The sequence below is a fragment of the Polynucleobacter sp. TSB-Sco08W16 genome (assembly GCF_018687455.1).
Taxonomy (GTDB): Bacteria; Pseudomonadota; Gammaproteobacteria; order Burkholderiales; family Burkholderiaceae; genus Polynucleobacter.
The window spans coordinates 528,884-547,645 of the sequence record NZ_CP061291.1; the positions used below are offsets into that span (position 1 = coordinate 528,884).

Sequence of the window (18,762 nt, forward strand, 5' to 3'; positions counted from 1 at the left end):
TTGGTAAGTCGCTTAACTAAGAACAATATCGTATTGTTCTTGTTTGAAGCTGCCTTCAGCCTGAAGTGTAATTGGTTTGCCAATAAAGTCCCCGAGCTGTGCTAAAAATTGATTCTCTTCTTCAAGGAAGAGGTCAATCACATCCGGCGCTGCCACGATACGAAATTCACGGGGATTAAATTGGCGATGCTCACGTACGATTTCACGCAAAATTTCATAACAAATCGTCTGAGCAGTTTTGATTTCACCTTTGCCCATGCAGGTAGCACAAGGCTCACAGGTGATATGGGCCAGAGACTCGCGAGTTCGTTTGCGCGTCATTTCTACCAAACCTAATGCTGAAAATTCACTAACCGAGGTGCGAGCATGATCGCGTTCAAGGTTGCGCTTTAATTCATAAAGGACGGATTCTTGATGATCCTTGCCCATCATGTCGATGAAATCAATGATGATGATGCCACCAAGGTTACGTAGACGAAGTTGACGAGCAATCGCTTGGGCTGCTTCCAAATTGGTTTTGAAGACTGTGTCATCTAAATTACGAGCACCTACATAGCTACCAGTATTTACGTCAATCGTAGTCATCGACTCCGTTTGGTCGATCATTAAATAGCCACCGGACTTCAGGTCGACTCGTCTTCCTAAAGCTTTATTAATTTCGGCGTCGACATCAAACAAGTCAAAGAGGGCGCGCTCACCACGATGCAGGGTTAACTTGCCCAATAGGTTAGGCATATAAAGAGTGGCAAAGCCTTTGAGCTTCTCAAAATTTTCTGCAGAGTCTACGCGAATCTGCGTTGTTTCTTCGCCAGCAACATCCCGCAAGACCCGTTCAGCAAGGCTTAAGTCTTGGTAAAGGAGGCTAGGAGCCGCTTTAGATTTAACGGCCTCACGAATATTTTCCCAGGTAGTTCTAAGATAGCGCATGTCATGCTGCAATTCTGTATCCGAGGCATCTTGAGCGCTAGTGCGTACGATGATGCCACCTTTTTCATCCTCAGCCATGAGACCCGCCAAGCGCGCTTTGATCGCTTCACGCTCTTCTGGTTGGTCAATGCGTTGTGATACACCAATATATTTTTCCGTGGCAACGTCTGTGCCAGCAGGTGGTAGGTATACCAAATTACGACCCGCAATACTGAGCTGGGTTGTCAGGCGAGCGCCTTTGGTACCCAGGGGGTCTTTAAGAACCTGTACTAATAGTGTCTGACCTTCAAATAATAGCTTCTCAATTTGGGGCTGTGGATTGCTTTGCGTAATATCGGCGACATGCATAAAAGCAGTGCGCTCTAAACCAACCTCAATGAACGCAGATTGCATGCCCGGTAATACACGAACGACTTTTGCTAAATAGATGTTGCCAACAATCCCACGCTGGCGAGTGCGCTCAATTTGGAGCTCTTGCACTGCACCTTGCTGAATTAATGCAACCCGCGTCTCTTGTGGGGTGATATTGATCAGTATTTCTTCATTCATATGCAGTGAACTTGGGCGCGCTTGAGAAGTTGAACAGTTTCATACAGGGGTAGACCCATGATACCGCTATAGCTGCCCTTAATCGAAGGGATAAAAGCACTGCCGCCCCCTTGAATGCCGTAAGCCCCAGCTTTCCCAAAAGGCTCTCCGCTAGCAATATAAGCTTCAATGAGCTCTTCAGAGAGGTCTGCAAATTGAACCTCTGAGATCTGCACGATAGAGATAGGAGGCTCATTTGGCCTGACCGTTAGTGCTACAGCTGTAAGTACTTCATGGATCTTTCCGCTCAGCATCCTCAAAATGCGCAAAGCATCACGAGCGTCAGATGGTTTGCCTAGAATTTCACCATCAGGACTATTGGGTAAGCTTACGGTTGTGTCGGCACATAATATCGGCGCCCACGGCAATCCACTTTTCCCCCAGCGCTCGAGTGCCACAGCACTTTTAGCTAAGGTTACGCGCTCTACATAAGCGCATGCTTTTTCATAAAGGAGGGGCGTCTCAATGCTTTCAGTATCTTCACCAGCTTGCGCAAGAAGCAATTTAAATTCAACACCAATTTGTTTTAAGAGTTCTTGGCGTCGTGGGCTTTGTGAGGCGAGATAGATAAAAGAATTCAAGGTCTTACTCGCGGTGATATGGGTGGCCTTGCAGGATAGTCCACGCGCGATAGAGCTGTTCAACAAGCATCACTCTAGCCATTGCATGGGGTAAGGTCAGGCTAGAGAGTCGCCACATGGCTTGAGCACTCGTTTTGAGGTTGGCATCTAAGCCATCTGCTCCACCAATCAAAAAGGTGATATCAAAACCTTCTTGGCGCCAGCCTGCTAGTTGAGTGGCTAGGTTTTGGGTAGTTTGATCCTTACCCCTTTCGTCTAGCGCAATCACTCTCGAACCCTTGGGGATAGCGGCTAATATCTTGATCGCTTCCTTGGCGGGCGTGAGATCAGGCTTGATTTCTTTAATTTCGATGCTGCAGTCTGCAGGCATGCGCTTGATGTAATCATGGGTTGCAGTGGCAACCCAATCTGGCATTTTATGACCAACAGAAACAATCGTTAGGCGCATTAGCTATATTCAAAATGAACAAAAAAAGAATAATTATTCGTCGTCTTCTGATTCACTAGCTTTAACAAGACCTTTGGCGCCAGCCAATTTGACGCGTACAGGTTTAGCGCCCCACATACCTTCGAGCTGATAGTAGGAGCGCAACATTGGTTGCAGAATGTGAACGACGATATCGCCACAGTCGACAAGTACCCATTCACCAGTCTCTAAACCTTCAATGGAGATAACTTCACCACCTTTGGCGTTGACTTCTTCTTTCACAGACATTGCCAAAGAGCGAGTCTGGCGATTGCTTGAGCCGGTAGCAATAACTACGCGATCAAATAACTCGCTAAGTTTGGTAGTGTCATAAACGCGAATATCTTGCGCCTTCACATCTTCGAGGGCATCAATAATGACGCGTTGTAATTTACGTAAGTCCATGGTTTTTATCAATATTATTTAAGTGTTGAGGGTGATCTTAGCTTGATTACTGATACAAGCCCAGATTTGTGATGATTTCTAGGGTATGCGATGGAATTTCCTCGACCCCGATAGAGTTGCGCGTAAGGGTTTTAAGGCGGCCCCTCAGGTCGGTAGACGATAGATCTATCGAGAGGCTTTCATCAATATAGATGAGGCCAGAGGGACAATTTTCAAGGGCGCTTGGCTCTAAAGTTTGATGTTTTGCTAATAACTGCTTCAGTTCGGGACTTCCTACTACCTCTAGCTCGTGATTTGGTCTACTTGCTACTGCAATATGAATGGATCCCATTAACTCTTGCCAAGCATGCCACGTAGGTAGCGTCATGAGCGAATCTGCTCCCATTAGCCAGATCAGGCTCGCATCATTGCCAAAGCGATCTCTTAAAGCTTTCACAGTATCAATCGCATAACTAGGTCCTGCGCGATCCATTTCAATTCGGTCAATGCCTACCTGAGTCGGTATCTTGAGATACAAAAATGCTCGGGCCAAATCAATGCCAGCAGCTTCGGTTAACTGAAAACGAATTGGAGCGGGCGTAATTCCAGAACCCTTTTGCCATGGCTCACCACTTGGAATGAGTAAAAGAGCGTCTAAGCGTAAGAGCTTCGCAAAATGACTGGCTAGCTTAAGGTGGCCAATATGTGGCGGATCAAAGGTACCGCCGAGGATACCGATTTTTTTACGCGCGCTCAAGCTAACCAATCGCGTGGTTTAAGGTAATAGTCATAGAGCTTGGCTTCGGGGGTGCCGGGCTCAGGATGCCAGTTATAGCGCCACTGAACGACTGGGGGCATCGACATCAAAATAGACTCTGTACGACCGCCAGAGTGCAGACCAAAAATCGTTCCTCGATCAAAAATAAGGTTGTATTCCACATAACGGCCACGACGATATTCTTGGAACGACTTTTCTTCTGGGGTAAATACGTCTTGGTAGCGACGCTCTACTATAGGCAGGTAAGCATGAATAAATGCATCTCCCACAGCACGCATCATTGCAAAGCTTTTTTCAAAGCCTAGTTCATTAAAGTCATCAAAGAACACACCGCCGATACCGCGAGGTTCTTCGCGATGCTTTAAGTAAAAATATTCATCACACCATTTTTTAAAGCGTGGGTAGAGCTCATCATCAAAGGGGTCTAAGGCATCTTTAGCGGTTTGATGAAAATGGGTGCAATCTTCATCAACACCATAGTAGGGGGTGAGATCAAAACCACCACCGAACCACCATACCGGCTCCTTATCGGGGGCTTGTGCAATAAAGCAGCGCACATTCATATGGGTAGTAGGAACTTTTGGGTTGTTAGGGTGAAAAACCAAAGACACGCCCATCGCTTCAAAACTGCGACCTGCTACTTCAGGGCGGTGATGCGAGGCCGAAGGCGGCATTTGATCGCCGCGAACATGAGAAAAACCTACCCCGCCTTTTTCAAGGATGTTGCCATTATCCAAAATGCAAGTACGCCCATAGCCTTTGAGTTTGCTGTCCTCTGGCTTATGCCACTCGTCTGCAATAAAAGCTTTCCCATCTAAAGCGCCCATCGCCGAAGTAATGCGATCTTGCAGACCTAAAAAATATTCTTTCAGGGCTGCAATATCAATTTGAGTTTGAGGTGCTGACAAGGAATCTGTACTTTTCAATATTTATTTAATTGCGCGATAGCCAATATCTTTGCGATATTGCATCCCATCGAAATGAATCTGCTTAATGACATCGTAGGCTTTTTGTTGAGCGCCTCGAACGGTGTCGGCTAAACCCACAACACACAATACACGCCCACCCGAGGTCACTAATTTGCCTTCATGTAATTTGGTGCCAGCATGGAAAGTGAGTTGATCTTCGGTATCAGCAGGAATGCCGGTAATGACATCACCATTGCGTGGAGTATCTGGGTAATTATGTGCGGCTAGAACCACTCCTAAGGCAGTGCGACGATCCCATTCAAGCTCTACTTCGTTGAGTTTGCCATCTACTGCATGATCAAGGGCATTGACGAGATCACTGCGTAAGCGTGCCATGATGGGTTGAGTTTCTGGGTCGCCCATACGGCAATTAAATTCTAAAGTTTTGATCTTGCCATCGGGAGCAATCATGAGTCCTGCGTATAAGAAACCTGTATATGGCAGACCATCCGCCTCCATGCCCCTCACAGTTGGCATGATCACTTCACGTAAAGCGCGCGCATGGATTTCCGGGGTAACAACGGGAGCAGGGGAGTATGCGCCCATGCCGCCGGTATTGGGGCCTTGGTCAGCATCTAATAAACGCTTGTGATCTTGGCTGGTTGCTAGAGCAAGAACATGCTTGCCATCTACTAGAACAATAAAACTAGCTTCTTCGCCAGTAAGAAACTCTTCGATTACCACGCGAGCGCCAGCATTACCTAATTTGTTATCGGCAAGCATCATATCTACCGCTGCATGAGCTTCATCTAGGTTTATTGCTACCACTACACCTTTGCCAGCAGCTAAGCCGTCGGCCTTAATCACGATTGGCGCGCCTTTGGCATCAATGTAAGCATGTGCTTCTAAAGCACTAGTAAATGTTTGGTATTCCGCAGTCGGAATGCCATGGCGTTTCATAAAAGCCTTGGAGAAATCTTTTGAAGACTCCAGCTGGGCGGCTAATTGAGTTGGACCAAAAATGCGCAAGCCATTATTGCGAAAGACGTCGACAATGCCGGCCGCTAAGGGCGCTTCAGGACCAACAACTGTGAGATGAATCTTCTCGCGTTTTGCAAAATCAGCGAGCTCTTGTAAGCCGGTGATGGGTAAATTCTCAATACCGGCTGCCGCCTGTTTAGCTGTGGCAGTGCCACCATTGCCCGGTGCCACATAAACGGTTTGCACTTGAGGTGACTGCGCTAGCTTCCAAGCCAATGCATGTTCGCGTCCACCAGATCCAACGAGAAGAATTTTCATAACAGGTGATGTCTTAAATAATTGAGTGGGTTATAGAGCTGCGTTTGTAAATACTTCTTGAACGTCATCAAGGTTTTCCAAGGCATCGAGCAGTTTCTGCATGCTTTCGGCTTGCTCACCTTCGAGTGCAATCTCTGTTTCTGGACGCATGGCAACAGTTGCTAGTTCAGCCTTCAGTCCTGCTTGCGCTAGGGCATCTTGCACCTTACCAAAATCTGGCACGGGTGTTAATACTTCAAACGAGCCATCATCATGCGCAATCACATCTTCAGCCCCAGCATCAAGCGCAACCTCCATTAATTGATCCTCGTTGCTACCAGGAGCAAATAACATTTGACCGCAGTGTTTGAAGAGGAACGCAACTGATCCTTCGGTTCCCATGTTGCCACCATTCTTATTAAAGGCATGACGAACCTCTGCTACGGTGCGAGTGCGATTATCAGTTAAACAATCCACAATGATGGCAGCCCCATTGATGCCGTAGCCTTCATAACGAATCTCTTCGTAACTCACGCCTTCTAATGTGCCGGTGCCGCGTTGAATCGCTCTTTGCACGTTGTCATTAGGCATATTGGAGTCTTTGGCTTTATCAACAGCCAAGCGTAAACGTGGATTGGTTGCGAGATCACCGCCACCCAGTTTGGCAGCGACAGTAATTTCTTTAATGAGTTTGGTCCAAATCTTGCCGCGTTTTTCGTCTTGACGACCTTTGCGGTGCTGAATATTGGCCCATTTCGAGTGGCCGGCCATACGGATAAGTCCTTTTAATAATTTGGCTATAAGAGGCTATTTTAAGGGGTTCTAGACCCGAGGTAGGGGGCAGTTAGCCAATTTTTGTTACACTCTCATGTCTTAGCTGTAACAAAGTAGTCAATTAAGCAGAATTTCCACTGCAAACACCTGCCTCGGTGATGGAATTGGTAGACGTGCCGGACTCAAAATCCGGTGCCGCAAGGCGTGGCGGTTCGAGTCCGCCCCGAGGCACCATTTACTGGTTATTCAATCCGTAAATCTTTCCCCAGCATTAGATTTCGTAGGTATCAGTTTTCTCATTCATGGCCTGCTCAACAATTTTTTTGGTGAGTGTGGGTGAGAAGAGCTCGATGAAGGTGTAAACAAATGATCTTAAGTAAGCTCCTTGTTTAACGCCAATGTGCGTCACATTGTTGCCAAATAAATGACCGACTTGAATGACTTTAAGGTTCCGATCCCTATCTGGGTCGTATGCGTGACCAGCAACGATGCCGATACCCATACCCGCTTCAACGTAAGTCTTAATGACGTCAGCATCAATTGCTTCCAAAATAATATCGGGAGTGATATTGCGTTGAGCAAATGCAGCATCAATCTTGCTACGCCCTGCAAAAGCTTTGTCATAGGTGATGATGGGATACTTGGCAATCTCTTCAAGCGTTACCGATGCTTGATTGAGTAATGGGTGACTCAATGGCACCATGACTACATGCTGCCATTGGTATCCAGGTAAAGCTAGGACGCCAGGGGTATTGGCGATCCCTTCGGTTGCGATGGCGATGTCTGCTCGATCATGACTGAGTAACTCGGCGATTTGACCTGGACTACCTTGTTGGATACTGACGCGAACCTTAGGAAAGCGTTTTGTAAATTCAGTAAGTACTTTTGGTAAGGCATAGCGTGCTTGAGTATGGGTGGTGGCGATCACAAAGTTGCCTTGATCTTGACTGGCAAAATCTTTGCCCACTCGCTTCAGTGTTTCGACTTCATCTAAGATGCGTTCAACTGAGCTCAGAATTCGTTTACCTGGCTCTGTGAGAGAGCGGATACGCTTACCGTGACGCCTAAAGATTTCAACGCCAAGCTCATCTTCCAATTCAATAATGGCTTTAGATACGCCCGGTTGGGAGGTAAAAAGTGCCTTAGCGGCTGTAGTGAGATTGAAGTTTTGTCGAACAGCCTCACGTACAAAGCGGAATTGGTGCAGGTTCATATGGGATTCCTATCTATATATCTACAAAGATATAGGAATCAAATTCTATATGAATTTTGGGTATTAGGTTTCTGAAACCCGTCGTAAGGCGAACAATGCCAAGAGGAAGTAGAGCATTGGCGGTATTAACGCTGTCAAGAATGCCGGCCATGCACTTAAGAGTCCAACATTGGAGAACAAAGAGTTGAATAGCTGAAAACTCATTCCCAGCATGATGCCGCCAAATACTTTGATGCCCACGCTACCAGCCCTGACTTTTAAATAGGCAAACGGGAGCGCTAAAGCCAACATCACAAAAATCGTGAACGGGTAGATCACTTTTTTCCAAAAGGCGATTGAATGTCGTTGTGTATCTTGGTTGTTTTCGTTCAGGTGAGCAATGAAACGGCCCAAACTCAGAATCGACATTTTTTCTGGACTAATTAATAGCACGCTCAAAATTTGCGGAGTGACTTCAGACTCTAAAGTCAGAATGGGGTGCGTAAATGTTTGCGCTGAAAAAACAGGATTGAGCGGATCAGTTTGCTTGGTTTCTTTAAAGCGAGTTTCTGTAACATCATTTAAAACCCAAATACCGGTTTCATCAAAGTGTCCAGATGGGGCTGTGCGAATGGAGAGTAAGTTATACGTGTCACTAAATTCATACATCCGAATATCGCCAATATCATTGTCCTTGTCGACCTTGCCTACGTTTACGTAGCGAACGCCTGGACGAACGGGGCCACTACCATCTTCATCTCGTAGGCGGTCTTTCACCCAAACCCCAGTCTTAAATTGTGAAGAATATGTTGCGCCCAAGGCCTTCATGCGGATTTGCTCTGACTTGGCTTCTGTATAGGGGCCTGCCCACTCACTCATGATGAGCGTAAGCACAACCAGCGGCAATGAAATCTTGGTAAGTGCAATCAACCCTTTTTTCACATCCAGGCCAGCAATGCGCAAGATAGTGAATTCAGACTGACTAGCTAACATGGCAAATACGTAGATACTGCCAATCAAGGCCGCAATTGGAATAATCTCAGAGATACGGCTTGGAGCTTTGAGTAGGACATGAAGCAAAGCAAGTGGCAGGGTGTAGCCACCTTGAACCGAGCCCAGCTCGCTTAAGATGTCAAAAAACAAAAACAATGCAACCAAGGCAAACAAAATAAATCCAAATGCCGCATAAATTTGCTTGGCTAGGTAACGCTCGTAGATGTAGGGAAAGAGCAGTTTCATTTATTTGCCAGGGCAACGGGTAATTGGCGGCGCCACCATTTAATGGATGGGTTAATGCGATTACGAATTAATGCGGTAGCTATTAATAAGGCCAGCAGATGAATGGGCCAAATACCAACAAAGACGCTGAACTTTCCTTGAGCAACAAAGTTCTGAGTGAGATTCAATAAGTTGCTATAGATTAAATAGATCAGTACCGCATAAAACATGGCAGTGTAGTTACCAAGGCGTGGGTTTACATACGCCAGCGGAATTGCAATGAGCACAAGACCAAGCGCCATTAGCGGAAGTCCAATACGCCAGAGTAGTTCAGCTCGACTTGGATTCACAAAAGCAGGATTGGGTTCATTAATTAATTCCTGAATTGTTTTTTCTCTGTCACGCGGAGCTGGCGCTAAGGTTTCCTTGCTGCGTATCTTGGTTGTGTAATCGGTGAACTCCAGGATTCTAAAGTCAGGTTGGGTTGGTTGACCTTCATAGCGGCGGCCATTGTGAAGGACAACGGATTTTTCTCCGCCCTCAGAATTTTGAATAAAGCCAGAAGATGCAACGGCGATGCTAAGACGCCCGTTCTTATTGTCCGCAACAAAAATATTCTTTACTTCGCTCTTATTAACATCGAGTTGTTCGATAAAAAAGACACGTTCTGCTCTGGCAGATTCTTTAAATTGGCCAGCAGTTACCATCGAGACATCATCTCGTTGTTGGAAGCGTTGGCTAATGAGGGTGGTCTCTCTGTTAGCCCAAGGCCAAACAAATAATGCAAGAAGCGCAATGATGATGATGAGCGGAGTAGCAAATTGCAAAATGGGGCGAATCAGATTGCTGATGCTTAAGCCGCTGGCAAACCAGACGATCATTTCAGAATCTTTGTACCAACGCACCAACACAATCAAGGTGGCCACAAATAGGGAGACCGTTAATAAGACGGCAAGATAGCCCAGGGTAGCCAAGGCAATCAATACGAGTGCATCCTCTGGATTTACTGCGCCATTTGCCGCATAACCTAGGATGCGGATTACCAAAGTAGTCACCATGATGGTCACAAGGACCAAAAAGACGCCGCCTGTAGTAAAGCTGAGTTCTCGGCGAAGGGCATCTTTAAAAATCATGAATGGCTATAGAGTGGTCGGTATAGGGTTTTGAAGGGGTTTAAATGACTAATTTCAGTGCGGGCAAAGTAGGTTAATCTCATGTCGGAGGATAATGGATAAACATCCTGAATTAACATTCTTTAGTCCTCAAATCGACCTAAAAATACTGCCATACATTATGACAATTCAATTTAGTACCAAGATTTTCTCCCAGGCGGACCTGCAAAGTCCAAAACTCCTCAAATCGAGCCTTAAAAGCCTGCTTGCTATCAGCACTGATTGCCTCGTTCTTGGGTACTCAAAAGCAGACTTTGACAGTTTCTCTGGGGCTAAAGGCACCAAGGTCAAGACTGGTGTTTTGGCGGAATTAGATCTGCTGTTGGGAGGCTCTCTTGGTCACGTCAGCACGCTCGGTGATTTGGACGGCAAGCAAGCCTCGGTTTGCATATTGAGAGCCGAAAAGTCTTGGTCTGCAAATGCGGTCAAAGCAAAGCGAATTCTTTTGCTAGGAATGGGCGATTTGCAGTCGAGTGCGGATAAAAGTTTATTGGCGTACTCCAAAGTTGCTCGCGCGGGATTGAAGGCTTTGAGTGGCGGCGCTATTGAGAATGCACTTTGGTTTGCTCCTAGCTTTACTTTATCAAAAGTATCCGAAACTATCGCCCAAGAAGTGCGTCTGACCATTCAATATGCTGGAGATCAAGCTTATCGCTTTGGTGTTCGTCAGCCTGCGATGAAATTCAAGGCCAAAGACAATGCGGATACTTTTAAGCACTTGGTCTTTGGAGGCAATGATGCAACTGCTAAAGAATTAAAGCTGGCTGTTGAGCAAGGCGCCGCAATGGTTGAGGGTATGAATTTAGCGAAAGACTTGGGCAACCTTCCACCAAATATTTGCACGCCTACTTATTTAGGTAAAACCGCGCAGAGCTTAGCGAAGGAGGCTGCTTTGAAGGTTGAGGTTTTAGGACTCAAGCAAATCGAGGCTCTGGGTATGGGCTCATTTCTATCGGTTGCCAAGGGCTCTGAGACGCCACCCCAATTTATTGTGATGCGTCATCAAGGCGGTAAGGTTGGAGAAGCTCCCATTGTTCTGGTTGGTAAAGGGATCACCTTTGATACCGGCGGTATTTCTTTAAAGCCAGGCGAAGCCATGGACGAAATGAAATATGACATGTGTGGCGCTGCTTCGGTGATTGGCACAATGTATTCCGCTGCATTGATGAAGTTGAAAAAAAATGTCATCGGGGTAGTGCCCACTTGTGAAAACATGCCCTCTGGTAAAGCAACTCGTCCAGGCGACATTGTCAAAAGTATGTCAGGTCAAACAATTGAAATTCTCAATACTGATGCCGAAGGTCGTTTGATTTTGTGTGATGCCTTGACCTATGTGGAGCGCTTTAAACCTAAGGCCGTAATTGATGTAGCAACCTTAACTGGCGCTTGCATCATTGCATTGGGTCATGTACACAGTGGCGTATTTTCTGACGATGAAGCCCTGGTAAACGATTTGACTAAAGCCGGCCATGATTCTTTAGACACGGTATGGCGTCTGCCTTTAGATGCTGCCTATCACGAGCAACTGAAATCCAACTTTGCTGATGTAGCCAATATTGGCGGACGTCCCGCTGGCAGCGTTACTGCAGCTTGCTTCTTGTCTCGCTTTACCGAGAAATATAAGTGGGCGCATTTGGATATTGCTGGTACTGCGTGGAAGAGCGGCGCCGCTAAAGGTTCAACTGGTCGACCAGTACCTTTACTAGTAAATTACTTGCTTGAGCAAAAGTAAACCAGTAAGTCTCTATGGCACGAATTGATTTTCACAGCAATGTTAGCGATAAGCTTGAATATGCTTGCCGCCTCACGCGTAAAATCTGGAGCGCAACCCCTGAAGGCGAGCCTGTTCGCAACATCGTTATCGTTGGTGAAAAAGTAGATCTAAAAAAATTAGATGATCTGCTTTGGACATTTAGTAGCACCGATTTTCTGCCGCATTGTTATATTGAAGACGAGGGTGCCGCTGAAACTCCTATTGTGCTCACCGACAACTTTGCGTCACCATCTTTGAGTGCGATTCCTCATGCAGATGTCATGATTCATCTGGGTATGCGTATGCCACAAGATGTAGTCGCACTCGTTGCCAGATTCCCCCGTATCGTTGAGGTAGTCACGGTAAATGAGGCGGAGCGCTTGGCGGGCCGCGAACGTTTTAAGGCTTATCGTGATTTGGGCCATGAGTTGCATAACTTTGATCAATCCAAGAGTTAAGCTGCACTTGTCATGTTGATTCATCCCCAGTTTGATCCAGCAGCCATTCGTATTGGCTCCTTCGCAATTCATTGGTATGGTCTGATGTATCTCTGTGCCTTTGCACAATTTTTATTGCTAGGACGATTACGGATTCGCGCTCCTCGCTATCAGGCATTGGGTTGGACATACAAAGACCTTGAGGATTTATTGTTTGCAGGCGTCTTAGGTGTAGTGCTTGGTGGTCGTTTGGGTTACACCCTGTTTTATATGCCCGACTTCTACCTCTCTCATCCACTCAGTATTTTGAAGATTTGGGAAGGCGGCATGTCTTTCCATGGGGGCTTATTGGGTGTTTTAGTAGCTCTCTGGTGGTTTGCCAAAAAACGCCAAACCACTTTTTTTGTAGTGAGTGATTTAGTGGCACCCCTAGTGCCACTTGGCCTTGCCTTCGGGCGTTTGGGCAACTTTATTAATGGCGAGCTATGGGGAAGGCCTACAGATCTACCCTGGGCAATGGTGTTTCCTTTGGTTGATTCCATTCCTCGTCATCCATCGCAAATTTATCAATTGCTTGGTGAAGGCATCTTTCTGGGCATCATTCTCTGGGCCTATGCAAGTAAGCCTAGACGAATCGGACAAATTTCTGGTTTGTTCTTGCTGGGCTATGGTGTTTGCCGTTTCTTAGCTGAGTATGCGCGTGAACCAGATGCATTCTTAGGTCTATTGGGCCTTGGCTTATCTATGGGTCAATGGTTGTGTGTCCCGATGATCATCTTTGGCATGTATCTGATGCGCCGTCACTCAGAAGTCTCACCCGAATAAGGTTTACTGATTTTGCTTAATGATGAAGTGACTCTCAGGAAGCTAGAAATACTCTGCTCTTTTGTCAGAACAGGCAGCTTGGTAAAAACCGCTGAAGAGTTGCAGTTGAGTTCAGTCAGCATTCACAAGGCCTTGCATTCACTTGAAGCTGGAATTGGCTGCCCCTTATTTGTAAAAGAGGGTCGCCAATTAAAGGCGCTTCCCGCAGCACTGTACTTGGCTGAAGCAAGCGTAGATCTCCTCGGTGATGTTGAGCGTATTCTTAAAAAAACCAGAACCAAGGCTGGCGTAGAGAGCGGGCAAATTCGCCTGGGTTCTATGTACTCCTTAACAGCGAACATTATTCCCAGAATCATCATGGGCACGAAAATTCGCAGGCCAGATCTAGATATTGATTTATATCTGGGCTCCAACGAAGATCTCATGAAAAAGCTCTATGAAGGCAATATTGATGCTGTAGTCATTGCTGCACCATCTGATGATTCCCTTGATGGAGTGGAGGTAGTCCCCTTATTTGAGGATGATCTGTATTTAGCCTCCTCCAAGGGAAGCAAACCCAAGGATAGTAGCGTTGACTTATCGGAGTATGAGTTTGAAAAATTCTTAACGCTCCAAGACGGCTTTGCGACTACTTCTGGTTTTTATGATGCTTTCAAATTGGCTGGATTTAAGCCTAACGTGGTCATGAAGGTGGGCGATATCTTCTCTTTGATGAATATGGTCTCCAGTGATATGGGTAGGTCTTTGCTCCCGGGCAGGGTGAGGGCGCTAATGGGAGATGCTATTGAATTTACCCCCCTTCAGTCGAAATATCGGGTAACACAGCGTATTGCCTTGATGTATCTTCAGGCTAATGAATCTAATCCTAATATCTTGGCTCTAGCTGCTGAAACCCGCATGTTGCATCGCAATAACAAATAACGCGCGATCTTCTTCTCCAATAATCATTAACATTAAGTTAATGAAAATACATTTAACTTAATTGATTACCCCCTAGGTCGGGAATACATTGAGACATTATTTTGTTGAACATCATTGGATAAAAACCTCATGCTGGAAAAGTTAGCAAAAGCTCGATATTTTTCTCGCGTCACTGGCGCGGTAAATCGGCTCATTTCTGAGCGAGGCGAGTCCAATGCAGTCAGCATGGCTGACGATGTCATTAACAACTATCGCAAGCTCTCTAAAGATCAGCACATCAAGTTTTTTACCTTTCTCTTTGAGAAGCTTAATCCAGATGCCGCAGCGGTGATGACTGCAGCACAAAATTTTTCTGCTGAAGCGAGTGCTCGTAATTACATTAAATTGCAACGCGTGACTGAGCCTCCAAGACAAGAGTTATTTCGACGACTCAATCGAGCAACTAACGGTACAGCTGCCTTAGTAGAAATGCGACGCGATCTTTTGCAGTTGCTTGAAAAGCAGCCCGAGTTAACTGCTGTTGATTTTGATCTGCGTCACTTATTGTCTTCTTGGTTTAATCCAGGCTTTTTGAAGATGCATCGAGTCGACTGGAAATCTCCAGCAGAAGTGTTGGAGAAGTTAATTCAGCATGAAGCAGTACATGCGATTGATGGCTGGGATGACCTGCGGAGGCGCTTGCAGCCTGATCGTCGTTGCTTTGCATTCTTTCATCCGCAGCTGCCAAATGAACCTTTGATTTTCGTGGAGGTGGCTTTGCTGCCTGAGATTCCAGCGGTGATTACTCCCTTGGTAGATAAGAAGGCTGAGACCGTTCATCAAAGCTCGCAATATAAAGTTGCCGCGTTTTATTCAATTAGCAACTGTGAGCCTGGTTTGCGTGGTGTTTCGATGGGTAATTTCTTAATCAAGCGCGTTGCTGAGCAATTACATGCAGAGTTCCCTGGTTTAAAAACATTTGTCACGCTCTCACCAATTCCAGGATTTATTGATTGGGTTGCAGCAGGTGCTGATATTGGTGGTGATAAAACTGGCGTTCAGTTAAAGCCAGCAATTCGCACAGCTCGTGAACAAGCATTAGAGGCCATTGGTTTGGCTAAACGCTCATGGACAGAACGTTTGAGCTCTGGTTGGCATCCTGATAATGCTACTGAAAAAGAAAAGAATGCTTTGCTTTGCCTTGCCAGTATTTATCTTGCATTGGGATCCGCTGGCAGAAACGGTAATCCAGTAGCGAAATTCCATTTAGGTAATGGCGCTAAGTTGCATCAAATTAACTGGGCTGCTGATCTCTCACGTAAGGGTTTACGTCAGTCAGCAGCACTTATGGTCAATTATTTATATGATCTCTCGGCAGTTGAGGAGAATCATGAACGCTTTACACAGGGCGAAATTGATTATTCAAGGGCTGTAGGTCGCCTGATGCAGCCATAAGTGGGAATTTAGGAGGAGAAACTCTAAAGCAGAGTTCAAAGAGTATTCGCTTTAGAATGAGCGGTAAAGAAGCTGGGCGCTAAGATCCAGCAACTAATAAGTACTGAAACAATAAGAAGACATAAACAAGGAATCGGGAGATCAACATGAGCAATGAATTTAATTCAGGATCTGGCGCATCTAAGCCAAATGCATTACGTCGTCAGTTGCTAGCGGGATCTGCAGCATTGCCCTTAGCTGGAGTTGTGGGCTACAGCTCTAACTCTGTTGCGCAGGCGGCTACTAAAACACTGAATATTTCTCACCAATTCCCTGGTGGCACGATCCAGGCGGGTGACTTCCGTGATCGTCTTTGCAGAAAATTTGCTGAATCTGTTGAGAAGCGCACCAAGGGCGCCTTGAAATTTCAGGTCTATCCCGGTTCTTCACTCATGAAGACGAATGCCCAATTCAGCGCAATGCGTAAAGGCGCATTAGATATTTCCCTTTTCCCAATGCCTTATGCTGGCGGAGAAGTGCCTGAGGTGAATATTGGTTTGATGCCTGCATTGGTCAGCAGCTATGAGCAAGCAGCCAAATGGAAAACTGCCGAAGTGGGTCGTCTGTTGACTAAGACTTTGGAAGACAAAGGTATTGTGCTTCTGAGTTGGGTGTGGCAAGCAGGTGGTGTTGCCAGCAGAAGTAAGTCTATTGTTCTTCCTGAAGATGTAAAGGGTATGAAAATTCGTGGCGGTAGTCGCGAGTTTGATTTAATGCTCAAGGCAGCTGGCGCTTCAGTTATTTCTTTGCCGTCTAACGAGATTTATGCAGCAATGCAAACTGGCGCAATGGATGCAGCCTTTACATCCTCGACCAGTTTCATGTCCTTCAAGCTAGAAGAGCTTGCAAAAGCGTTTACTAGCGCACGTCAAAAATCCTATTGGTTCATGCTTGAGCCTTTAATGATGTCCAAGCAAATCTTCGATGCTTTACCAAAAGATCAGCGCGATGCCTTGATGGCGGCTGGTGCAGAAATGGAAAAGTTTGGTCTCGAGGCAGCTAAGGATGATGATAGGACTGCAGCACTTGCTTATGCGAGAGCTGGCAGCAAAGTAACGGATATTGATACTGCTATTGTGGATAAGTGGAAAGTAATCGCACGAGATAGCGCATGGAAAGATTACGCTGAAAAGAGTGAAAGCTGTGCCGCCTTGTTAAAAGCAGCAGAAAAAGTGACCTAACACATGACTCAATTATTGCAAGCGACCGACCGCTTAATGTCGGGCATCAATAAGCTCATGGTGTTTTTAGGCTCTTTGGCCCTAGTCGCCGCATCAGTGATTTTGAGCTACAGCGTTGCTTCCCGTGCTTTCTTTGGGGCAACGACTGACTGGCAAGATGAAGCTGCGGTATTTTGCTTGGTAGGCGCCACATTCTTATGTGGTGCTTACGTTCAGCAGATTCGTGGACATGTCGGGATCTCAGCTATCTCAACAATGTTGCCAAAGTCAGTCAATCAACTGCGCGTCTTACTCATTGATATTGCTTCATGTGCATTCTGCACATTCTTTGCATGGAAATCATGGGCTTTGTTTCACGAGGCGTGGATAGATGGTCAAGTAACTTCATCTTCATGGGCTCCACCACTTTGGATCCCATACATCATGATGTCAATTGGCATGACCTTGTTGGCATTTCAAATTTTGCTCCAAGCGTTTGGAGATGTAGCTAATCCAGGCAAAGGGGAATAAGTATGTCAATCATGATGCTCGGATTGTTGTTTGCAGTAGTAACACTACTGATTATGTTTTCAGGAATGCCTATTTCATTTGCGCTGGGATCAGTCGCAGTGGTGTTCATGGTGTTCTTCATGCCTGCCTCTTCATTGGATACCGTGACTCAAAACGTCTACGAAGAGATGGCTAGCATTACCTTGCTCTCTATCCCACTCTTTATCTTGAAGGGTGCGGCTATCGGTAGATCGCGTGCCGGTCAAGATTTATATGAAGCTTTGCATGTATGGTTAGGTAAGGTCCCTGGCGGACTTGGCGTAGCTAACGTATTGGCTTGCGCTTTGTTTGCAGCAATGGCGGGCTCTAGTCCTGCAACTTGTTCTGCTATTGGAAGTGCTGGTATTCCAGAGATGCGTAAACGTGGTTATTCACCTGGTTTAGCAGCCGGCATCATTGCTGCTGGTGGAACTTTGGGTATTTTGTTGCCACCATCAATCACCATGATTTTGTATTCCGTTGCTGCTGAGCAATCATTGGGCCGTTTATTCCTTGCAGGTATTGGCCCCGGATTGATGTTGGTAGTGTTCTTCTCGATATACACCGTGTTTCGCTTTCGCAAGGAATATAACTTAGCCCTTGAGGCAGTTAAAGTTGGTGCACCAAGCCAACCTATTCTTGAGCGCCATACCTACACGATGCAGCAGAAGATGAGTTCGCTGCCACGCGTACTGCCTTTCTTGGTGCTATTAATTGGTGTGATGGTTGCGCTTTATGGCGGTTATGCAACTCCCTCTGAGACTGCGGGTCTGGGCGCTATCTTGGCCTTTGTCTTGATCGCCGGTATCTACAAGATGTGGCGCATTAAAGACTTGTCACCATTACTCAATGCAACTATTAAAGAATCAACCATGCTGATGTTCATTATTGGTATGTCTTTATTGTTCTCAAATGTGATGAGTCACTTGCATTTGAGTCAATCAGCCGCACAGGCGATTGTTGATCTCGGTTTGGGTAGATGGGGTCTCTTAGCTGCGATCTTGATTTTGGTAATTATCTTGGGCTTCTTCTTGCCGCCAGTCTCGATCATTCTGATGACTGCACCAATCTTCTTGCCACCTCTGCGAGCTGCTGGCTTTGACTTGGTTTGGTTTGGTGTAGTGATGACGATTGTGATGGAAACCGGATTGATTCACCCTCCGGTGGGCTTAAATATTTTCGTCATTAAGAATATTGCCCCCGATATTCCCCTAAATGAAATCATTTATGGCGTACTGCCATTCGTTGTCATCATGATTCTCTCTGTTGTATTGCTCTGCTTTGTGCCGGAGATCGCAACAGGTCTATCTGACTTGGTAATGGGTGTAGCAAAAGTTCATTGAGCCATTTGATAAAACAGAATTAATTAGGACTATTT

The 18,762-nt window shown here is 46.1% G+C and carries 18 protein-coding genes, 1 tRNA gene and 1 pseudogene; 9 read left to right on the forward strand and 11 right to left on the reverse strand.

Going from position 1 to position 18,762, the window contains the following annotated elements; genetic code table 11:
• Positions 1 to 12: 12 nt before the first annotated feature.
• The 8 genes and pseudogenes from rng to FD961_RS02845 form a co-directional block, all read right to left on the reverse strand.
• The gene (gene rng / locus FD961_RS02810) at positions 13 to 1,476 is read right to left on the reverse strand and encodes a ribonuclease G (protein WP_071464900.1); all 1,464 of its coding nucleotides are present in this window, start codon (positions 1,474 to 1,476) and stop codon (positions 13 to 15) included.
• A complete protein-coding gene (locus FD961_RS02815; protein WP_215394015.1) occupies positions 1,473 to 2,096 on the reverse strand; it encodes a nucleoside triphosphate pyrophosphatase in 624 nt (207 codons plus the stop codon). The genes rng and FD961_RS02815 overlap by 4 nt, the downstream gene beginning before the upstream one ends.
• Positions 2,097 to 2,100: 4 nt before the next feature.
• Positions 2,101 to 2,544 (reverse strand): 23S rRNA (pseudouridine(1915)-N(3))-methyltransferase RlmH, encoded by a 444-nt coding sequence (rlmH, locus tag FD961_RS02820; protein WP_215394016.1) that lies wholly within the window; start codon positions 2,542 to 2,544, stop codon positions 2,101 to 2,103.
• Positions 2,545 to 2,580: 36 nt separating this feature from the next.
• A pseudogene (gene rsfS / locus FD961_RS02825) lies at positions 2,581 to 2,967 on the reverse strand (ribosome silencing factor); the annotation flags it as partial.
• A gap of 46 nt (positions 2,968 to 3,013) precedes the next feature.
• Complete coding sequence (locus FD961_RS02830; protein WP_215394017.1) at positions 3,014 to 3,703, reverse strand: adenylyltransferase/cytidyltransferase family protein; 690 nt, start codon at positions 3,701 to 3,703, stop codon at positions 3,014 to 3,016.
• Positions 3,700 to 4,611, reverse strand: coding sequence for an oxygen-dependent coproporphyrinogen oxidase (hemF, locus tag FD961_RS02835; RefSeq protein ID WP_215394330.1), 912 nt, complete (start codon positions 4,609 to 4,611; stop codon positions 3,700 to 3,702). The genes FD961_RS02830 and hemF overlap by 4 nt, the downstream gene beginning before the upstream one ends.
• A 42-nt stretch (positions 4,612 to 4,653) precedes the next feature.
• Positions 4,654 to 5,931: a phosphoribosylamine--glycine ligase gene (gene purD / locus FD961_RS02840; RefSeq protein WP_215394018.1), complete on the reverse strand. Its 1,278-nt coding sequence runs from the start codon at positions 5,929 to 5,931 to the stop codon at positions 4,654 to 4,656.
• A gap of 30 nt (positions 5,932 to 5,961) precedes the next feature.
• Positions 5,962 to 6,681 carry a YebC/PmpR family DNA-binding transcriptional regulator gene (locus FD961_RS02845; RefSeq protein WP_215394019.1) on the reverse strand — a complete coding sequence of 240 codons (720 nt, stop codon included), beginning with the start codon at positions 6,679 to 6,681 and terminating at the stop codon, positions 5,962 to 5,964.
• Positions 6,682 to 6,833: 152 nt separating this feature from the next.
• Between FD961_RS02845 and FD961_RS02850 the strand changes: the two genes are divergently transcribed.
• Positions 6,834 to 6,918 (forward strand) — tRNA-Leu (locus FD961_RS02850).
• A 37-nt stretch (positions 6,919 to 6,955) separates the two neighbouring features.
• On the opposite strand, the gene FD961_RS02855 is transcribed toward FD961_RS02850, so the two are convergent.
• From FD961_RS02855 to lptF, 3 genes are all read right to left on the reverse strand, one after another.
• Positions 6,956 to 7,897 carry a CysB family HTH-type transcriptional regulator gene (locus FD961_RS02855; RefSeq protein ID WP_215394020.1) on the reverse strand — a complete coding sequence of 314 codons (942 nt, stop codon included), beginning with the start codon at positions 7,895 to 7,897 and terminating at the stop codon, positions 6,956 to 6,958.
• Between the two features lie 63 nt (positions 7,898 to 7,960).
• A complete protein-coding gene (gene lptG / locus FD961_RS02860) occupies positions 7,961 to 9,115 on the reverse strand; it encodes an LPS export ABC transporter permease LptG (protein WP_215394021.1) in 1,155 nt (384 codons plus the stop codon).
• The gene (gene lptF / locus FD961_RS02865; RefSeq protein WP_215394022.1) at positions 9,112 to 10,227 is read right to left on the reverse strand and encodes an LPS export ABC transporter permease LptF; all 1,116 of its coding nucleotides are present in this window, start codon (positions 10,225 to 10,227) and stop codon (positions 9,112 to 9,114) included. The genes lptG and lptF overlap by 4 nt, the downstream gene beginning before the upstream one ends.
• 160 nt (positions 10,228 to 10,387) lie before the next feature.
• Between lptF and FD961_RS02870 the strand changes: the two genes are divergently transcribed.
• From FD961_RS02870 to FD961_RS02905, 8 genes are all read left to right on the forward strand, one after another.
• Entirely contained in the window at positions 10,388 to 11,998 is a 1,611-nt protein-coding gene (locus FD961_RS02870) for a leucyl aminopeptidase (protein ID WP_215394023.1), read from the forward strand.
• Between the two features lie 14 nt (positions 11,999 to 12,012).
• A complete protein-coding gene (locus tag FD961_RS02875; protein ID WP_215394024.1) occupies positions 12,013 to 12,477 on the forward strand; it encodes a DNA polymerase III subunit chi in 465 nt (154 codons plus the stop codon).
• A gap of 12 nt (positions 12,478 to 12,489) precedes the next feature.
• Complete coding sequence (lgt, locus tag FD961_RS02880) at positions 12,490 to 13,281, forward strand: prolipoprotein diacylglyceryl transferase (RefSeq protein WP_215394025.1); 792 nt, start codon at positions 12,490 to 12,492, stop codon at positions 13,279 to 13,281.
• 27 nt (positions 13,282 to 13,308) lie between these two features.
• Positions 13,309 to 14,202 carry a LysR substrate-binding domain-containing protein gene (locus tag FD961_RS02885; protein ID WP_251371344.1) on the forward strand — a complete coding sequence of 298 codons (894 nt, stop codon included), beginning with the start codon at positions 13,309 to 13,311 and terminating at the stop codon, positions 14,200 to 14,202.
• Positions 14,203 to 14,331: 129 nt separating this feature from the next.
• Positions 14,332 to 15,636 carry a malonyl-CoA decarboxylase domain-containing protein gene (locus tag FD961_RS02890; protein WP_215394027.1) on the forward strand — a complete coding sequence of 435 codons (1,305 nt, stop codon included), beginning with the start codon at positions 14,332 to 14,334 and terminating at the stop codon, positions 15,634 to 15,636.
• A gap of 146 nt (positions 15,637 to 15,782) precedes the next feature.
• Positions 15,783 to 16,856, forward strand: coding sequence for a TRAP transporter substrate-binding protein DctP (gene dctP, locus FD961_RS02895; RefSeq protein WP_215394028.1), 1,074 nt, complete (start codon positions 15,783 to 15,785; stop codon positions 16,854 to 16,856).
• A gap of 3 nt (positions 16,857 to 16,859) precedes the next feature.
• On the forward strand, positions 16,860 to 17,366 hold the full coding sequence (locus tag FD961_RS02900; RefSeq protein WP_215394029.1) for a TRAP transporter small permease: 507 nt from the start codon (positions 16,860 to 16,862) through the stop codon (positions 17,364 to 17,366).
• A gap of 2 nt (positions 17,367 to 17,368) precedes the next feature.
• Positions 17,369 to 18,727, forward strand: coding sequence for a TRAP transporter large permease (locus tag FD961_RS02905; RefSeq protein WP_215394030.1), 1,359 nt, complete (start codon positions 17,369 to 17,371; stop codon positions 18,725 to 18,727).
• Positions 18,728 to 18,762: the final 35 nt, after the last annotated feature.

Excerpts from the sequence above, each read along its gene's own strand:
- FD961_RS02905 (WP_215394030.1), top strand. The coding sequence starts at position 17,369 with ATGTCAATCATGATGCTCGGATTGTTGTTTGCAGTAGTAACACTACTG.
- dctP (WP_215394028.1), top strand. The coding sequence starts at position 15,783 with ATGAGCAATGAATTTAATTCAGGATCTGGCGCATCTAAGCCAAATGCA.
- FD961_RS02875 (WP_215394024.1), top strand. The coding sequence starts at position 12,013 with ATGGCACGAATTGATTTTCACAGCAATGTTAGCGATAAGCTTGAATAT.
- rng (WP_071464900.1), bottom strand. The coding sequence starts at position 1,476 with ATGAATGAAGAAATACTGATCAATATCACCCCACAAGAGACGCGGGTT.
- rlmH (WP_215394016.1), bottom strand. The coding sequence starts at position 2,544 with ATGCGCCTAACGATTGTTTCTGTTGGTCATAAAATGCCAGATTGGGTT.
- lptF (WP_215394022.1), bottom strand. The coding sequence starts at position 10,227 with ATGATTTTTAAAGATGCCCTTCGCCGAGAACTCAGCTTTACTACAGGC.
- purD (WP_215394018.1), bottom strand. The coding sequence starts at position 5,931 with ATGAAAATTCTTCTCGTTGGATCTGGTGGACGCGAACATGCATTGGCT.
- FD961_RS02870 (WP_215394023.1), top strand. The coding sequence starts at position 10,388 with ATGACAATTCAATTTAGTACCAAGATTTTCTCCCAGGCGGACCTGCAA.
- lptG (WP_215394021.1), bottom strand. The coding sequence starts at position 9,115 with ATGAAACTGCTCTTTCCCTACATCTACGAGCGTTACCTAGCCAAGCAA.
- FD961_RS02845 (WP_215394019.1), bottom strand. The coding sequence starts at position 6,681 with ATGGCCGGCCACTCGAAATGGGCCAATATTCAGCACCGCAAAGGTCGT.
- lgt (WP_215394025.1), top strand. The coding sequence starts at position 12,490 with ATGTTGATTCATCCCCAGTTTGATCCAGCAGCCATTCGTATTGGCTCC.
- FD961_RS02855 (WP_215394020.1), bottom strand. The coding sequence starts at position 7,897 with ATGAACCTGCACCAATTCCGCTTTGTACGTGAGGCTGTTCGACAAAAC.
- FD961_RS02900 (WP_215394029.1), top strand. The coding sequence starts at position 16,860 with ATGACTCAATTATTGCAAGCGACCGACCGCTTAATGTCGGGCATCAAT.
- FD961_RS02890 (WP_215394027.1), top strand. The coding sequence starts at position 14,332 with ATGCTGGAAAAGTTAGCAAAAGCTCGATATTTTTCTCGCGTCACTGGC.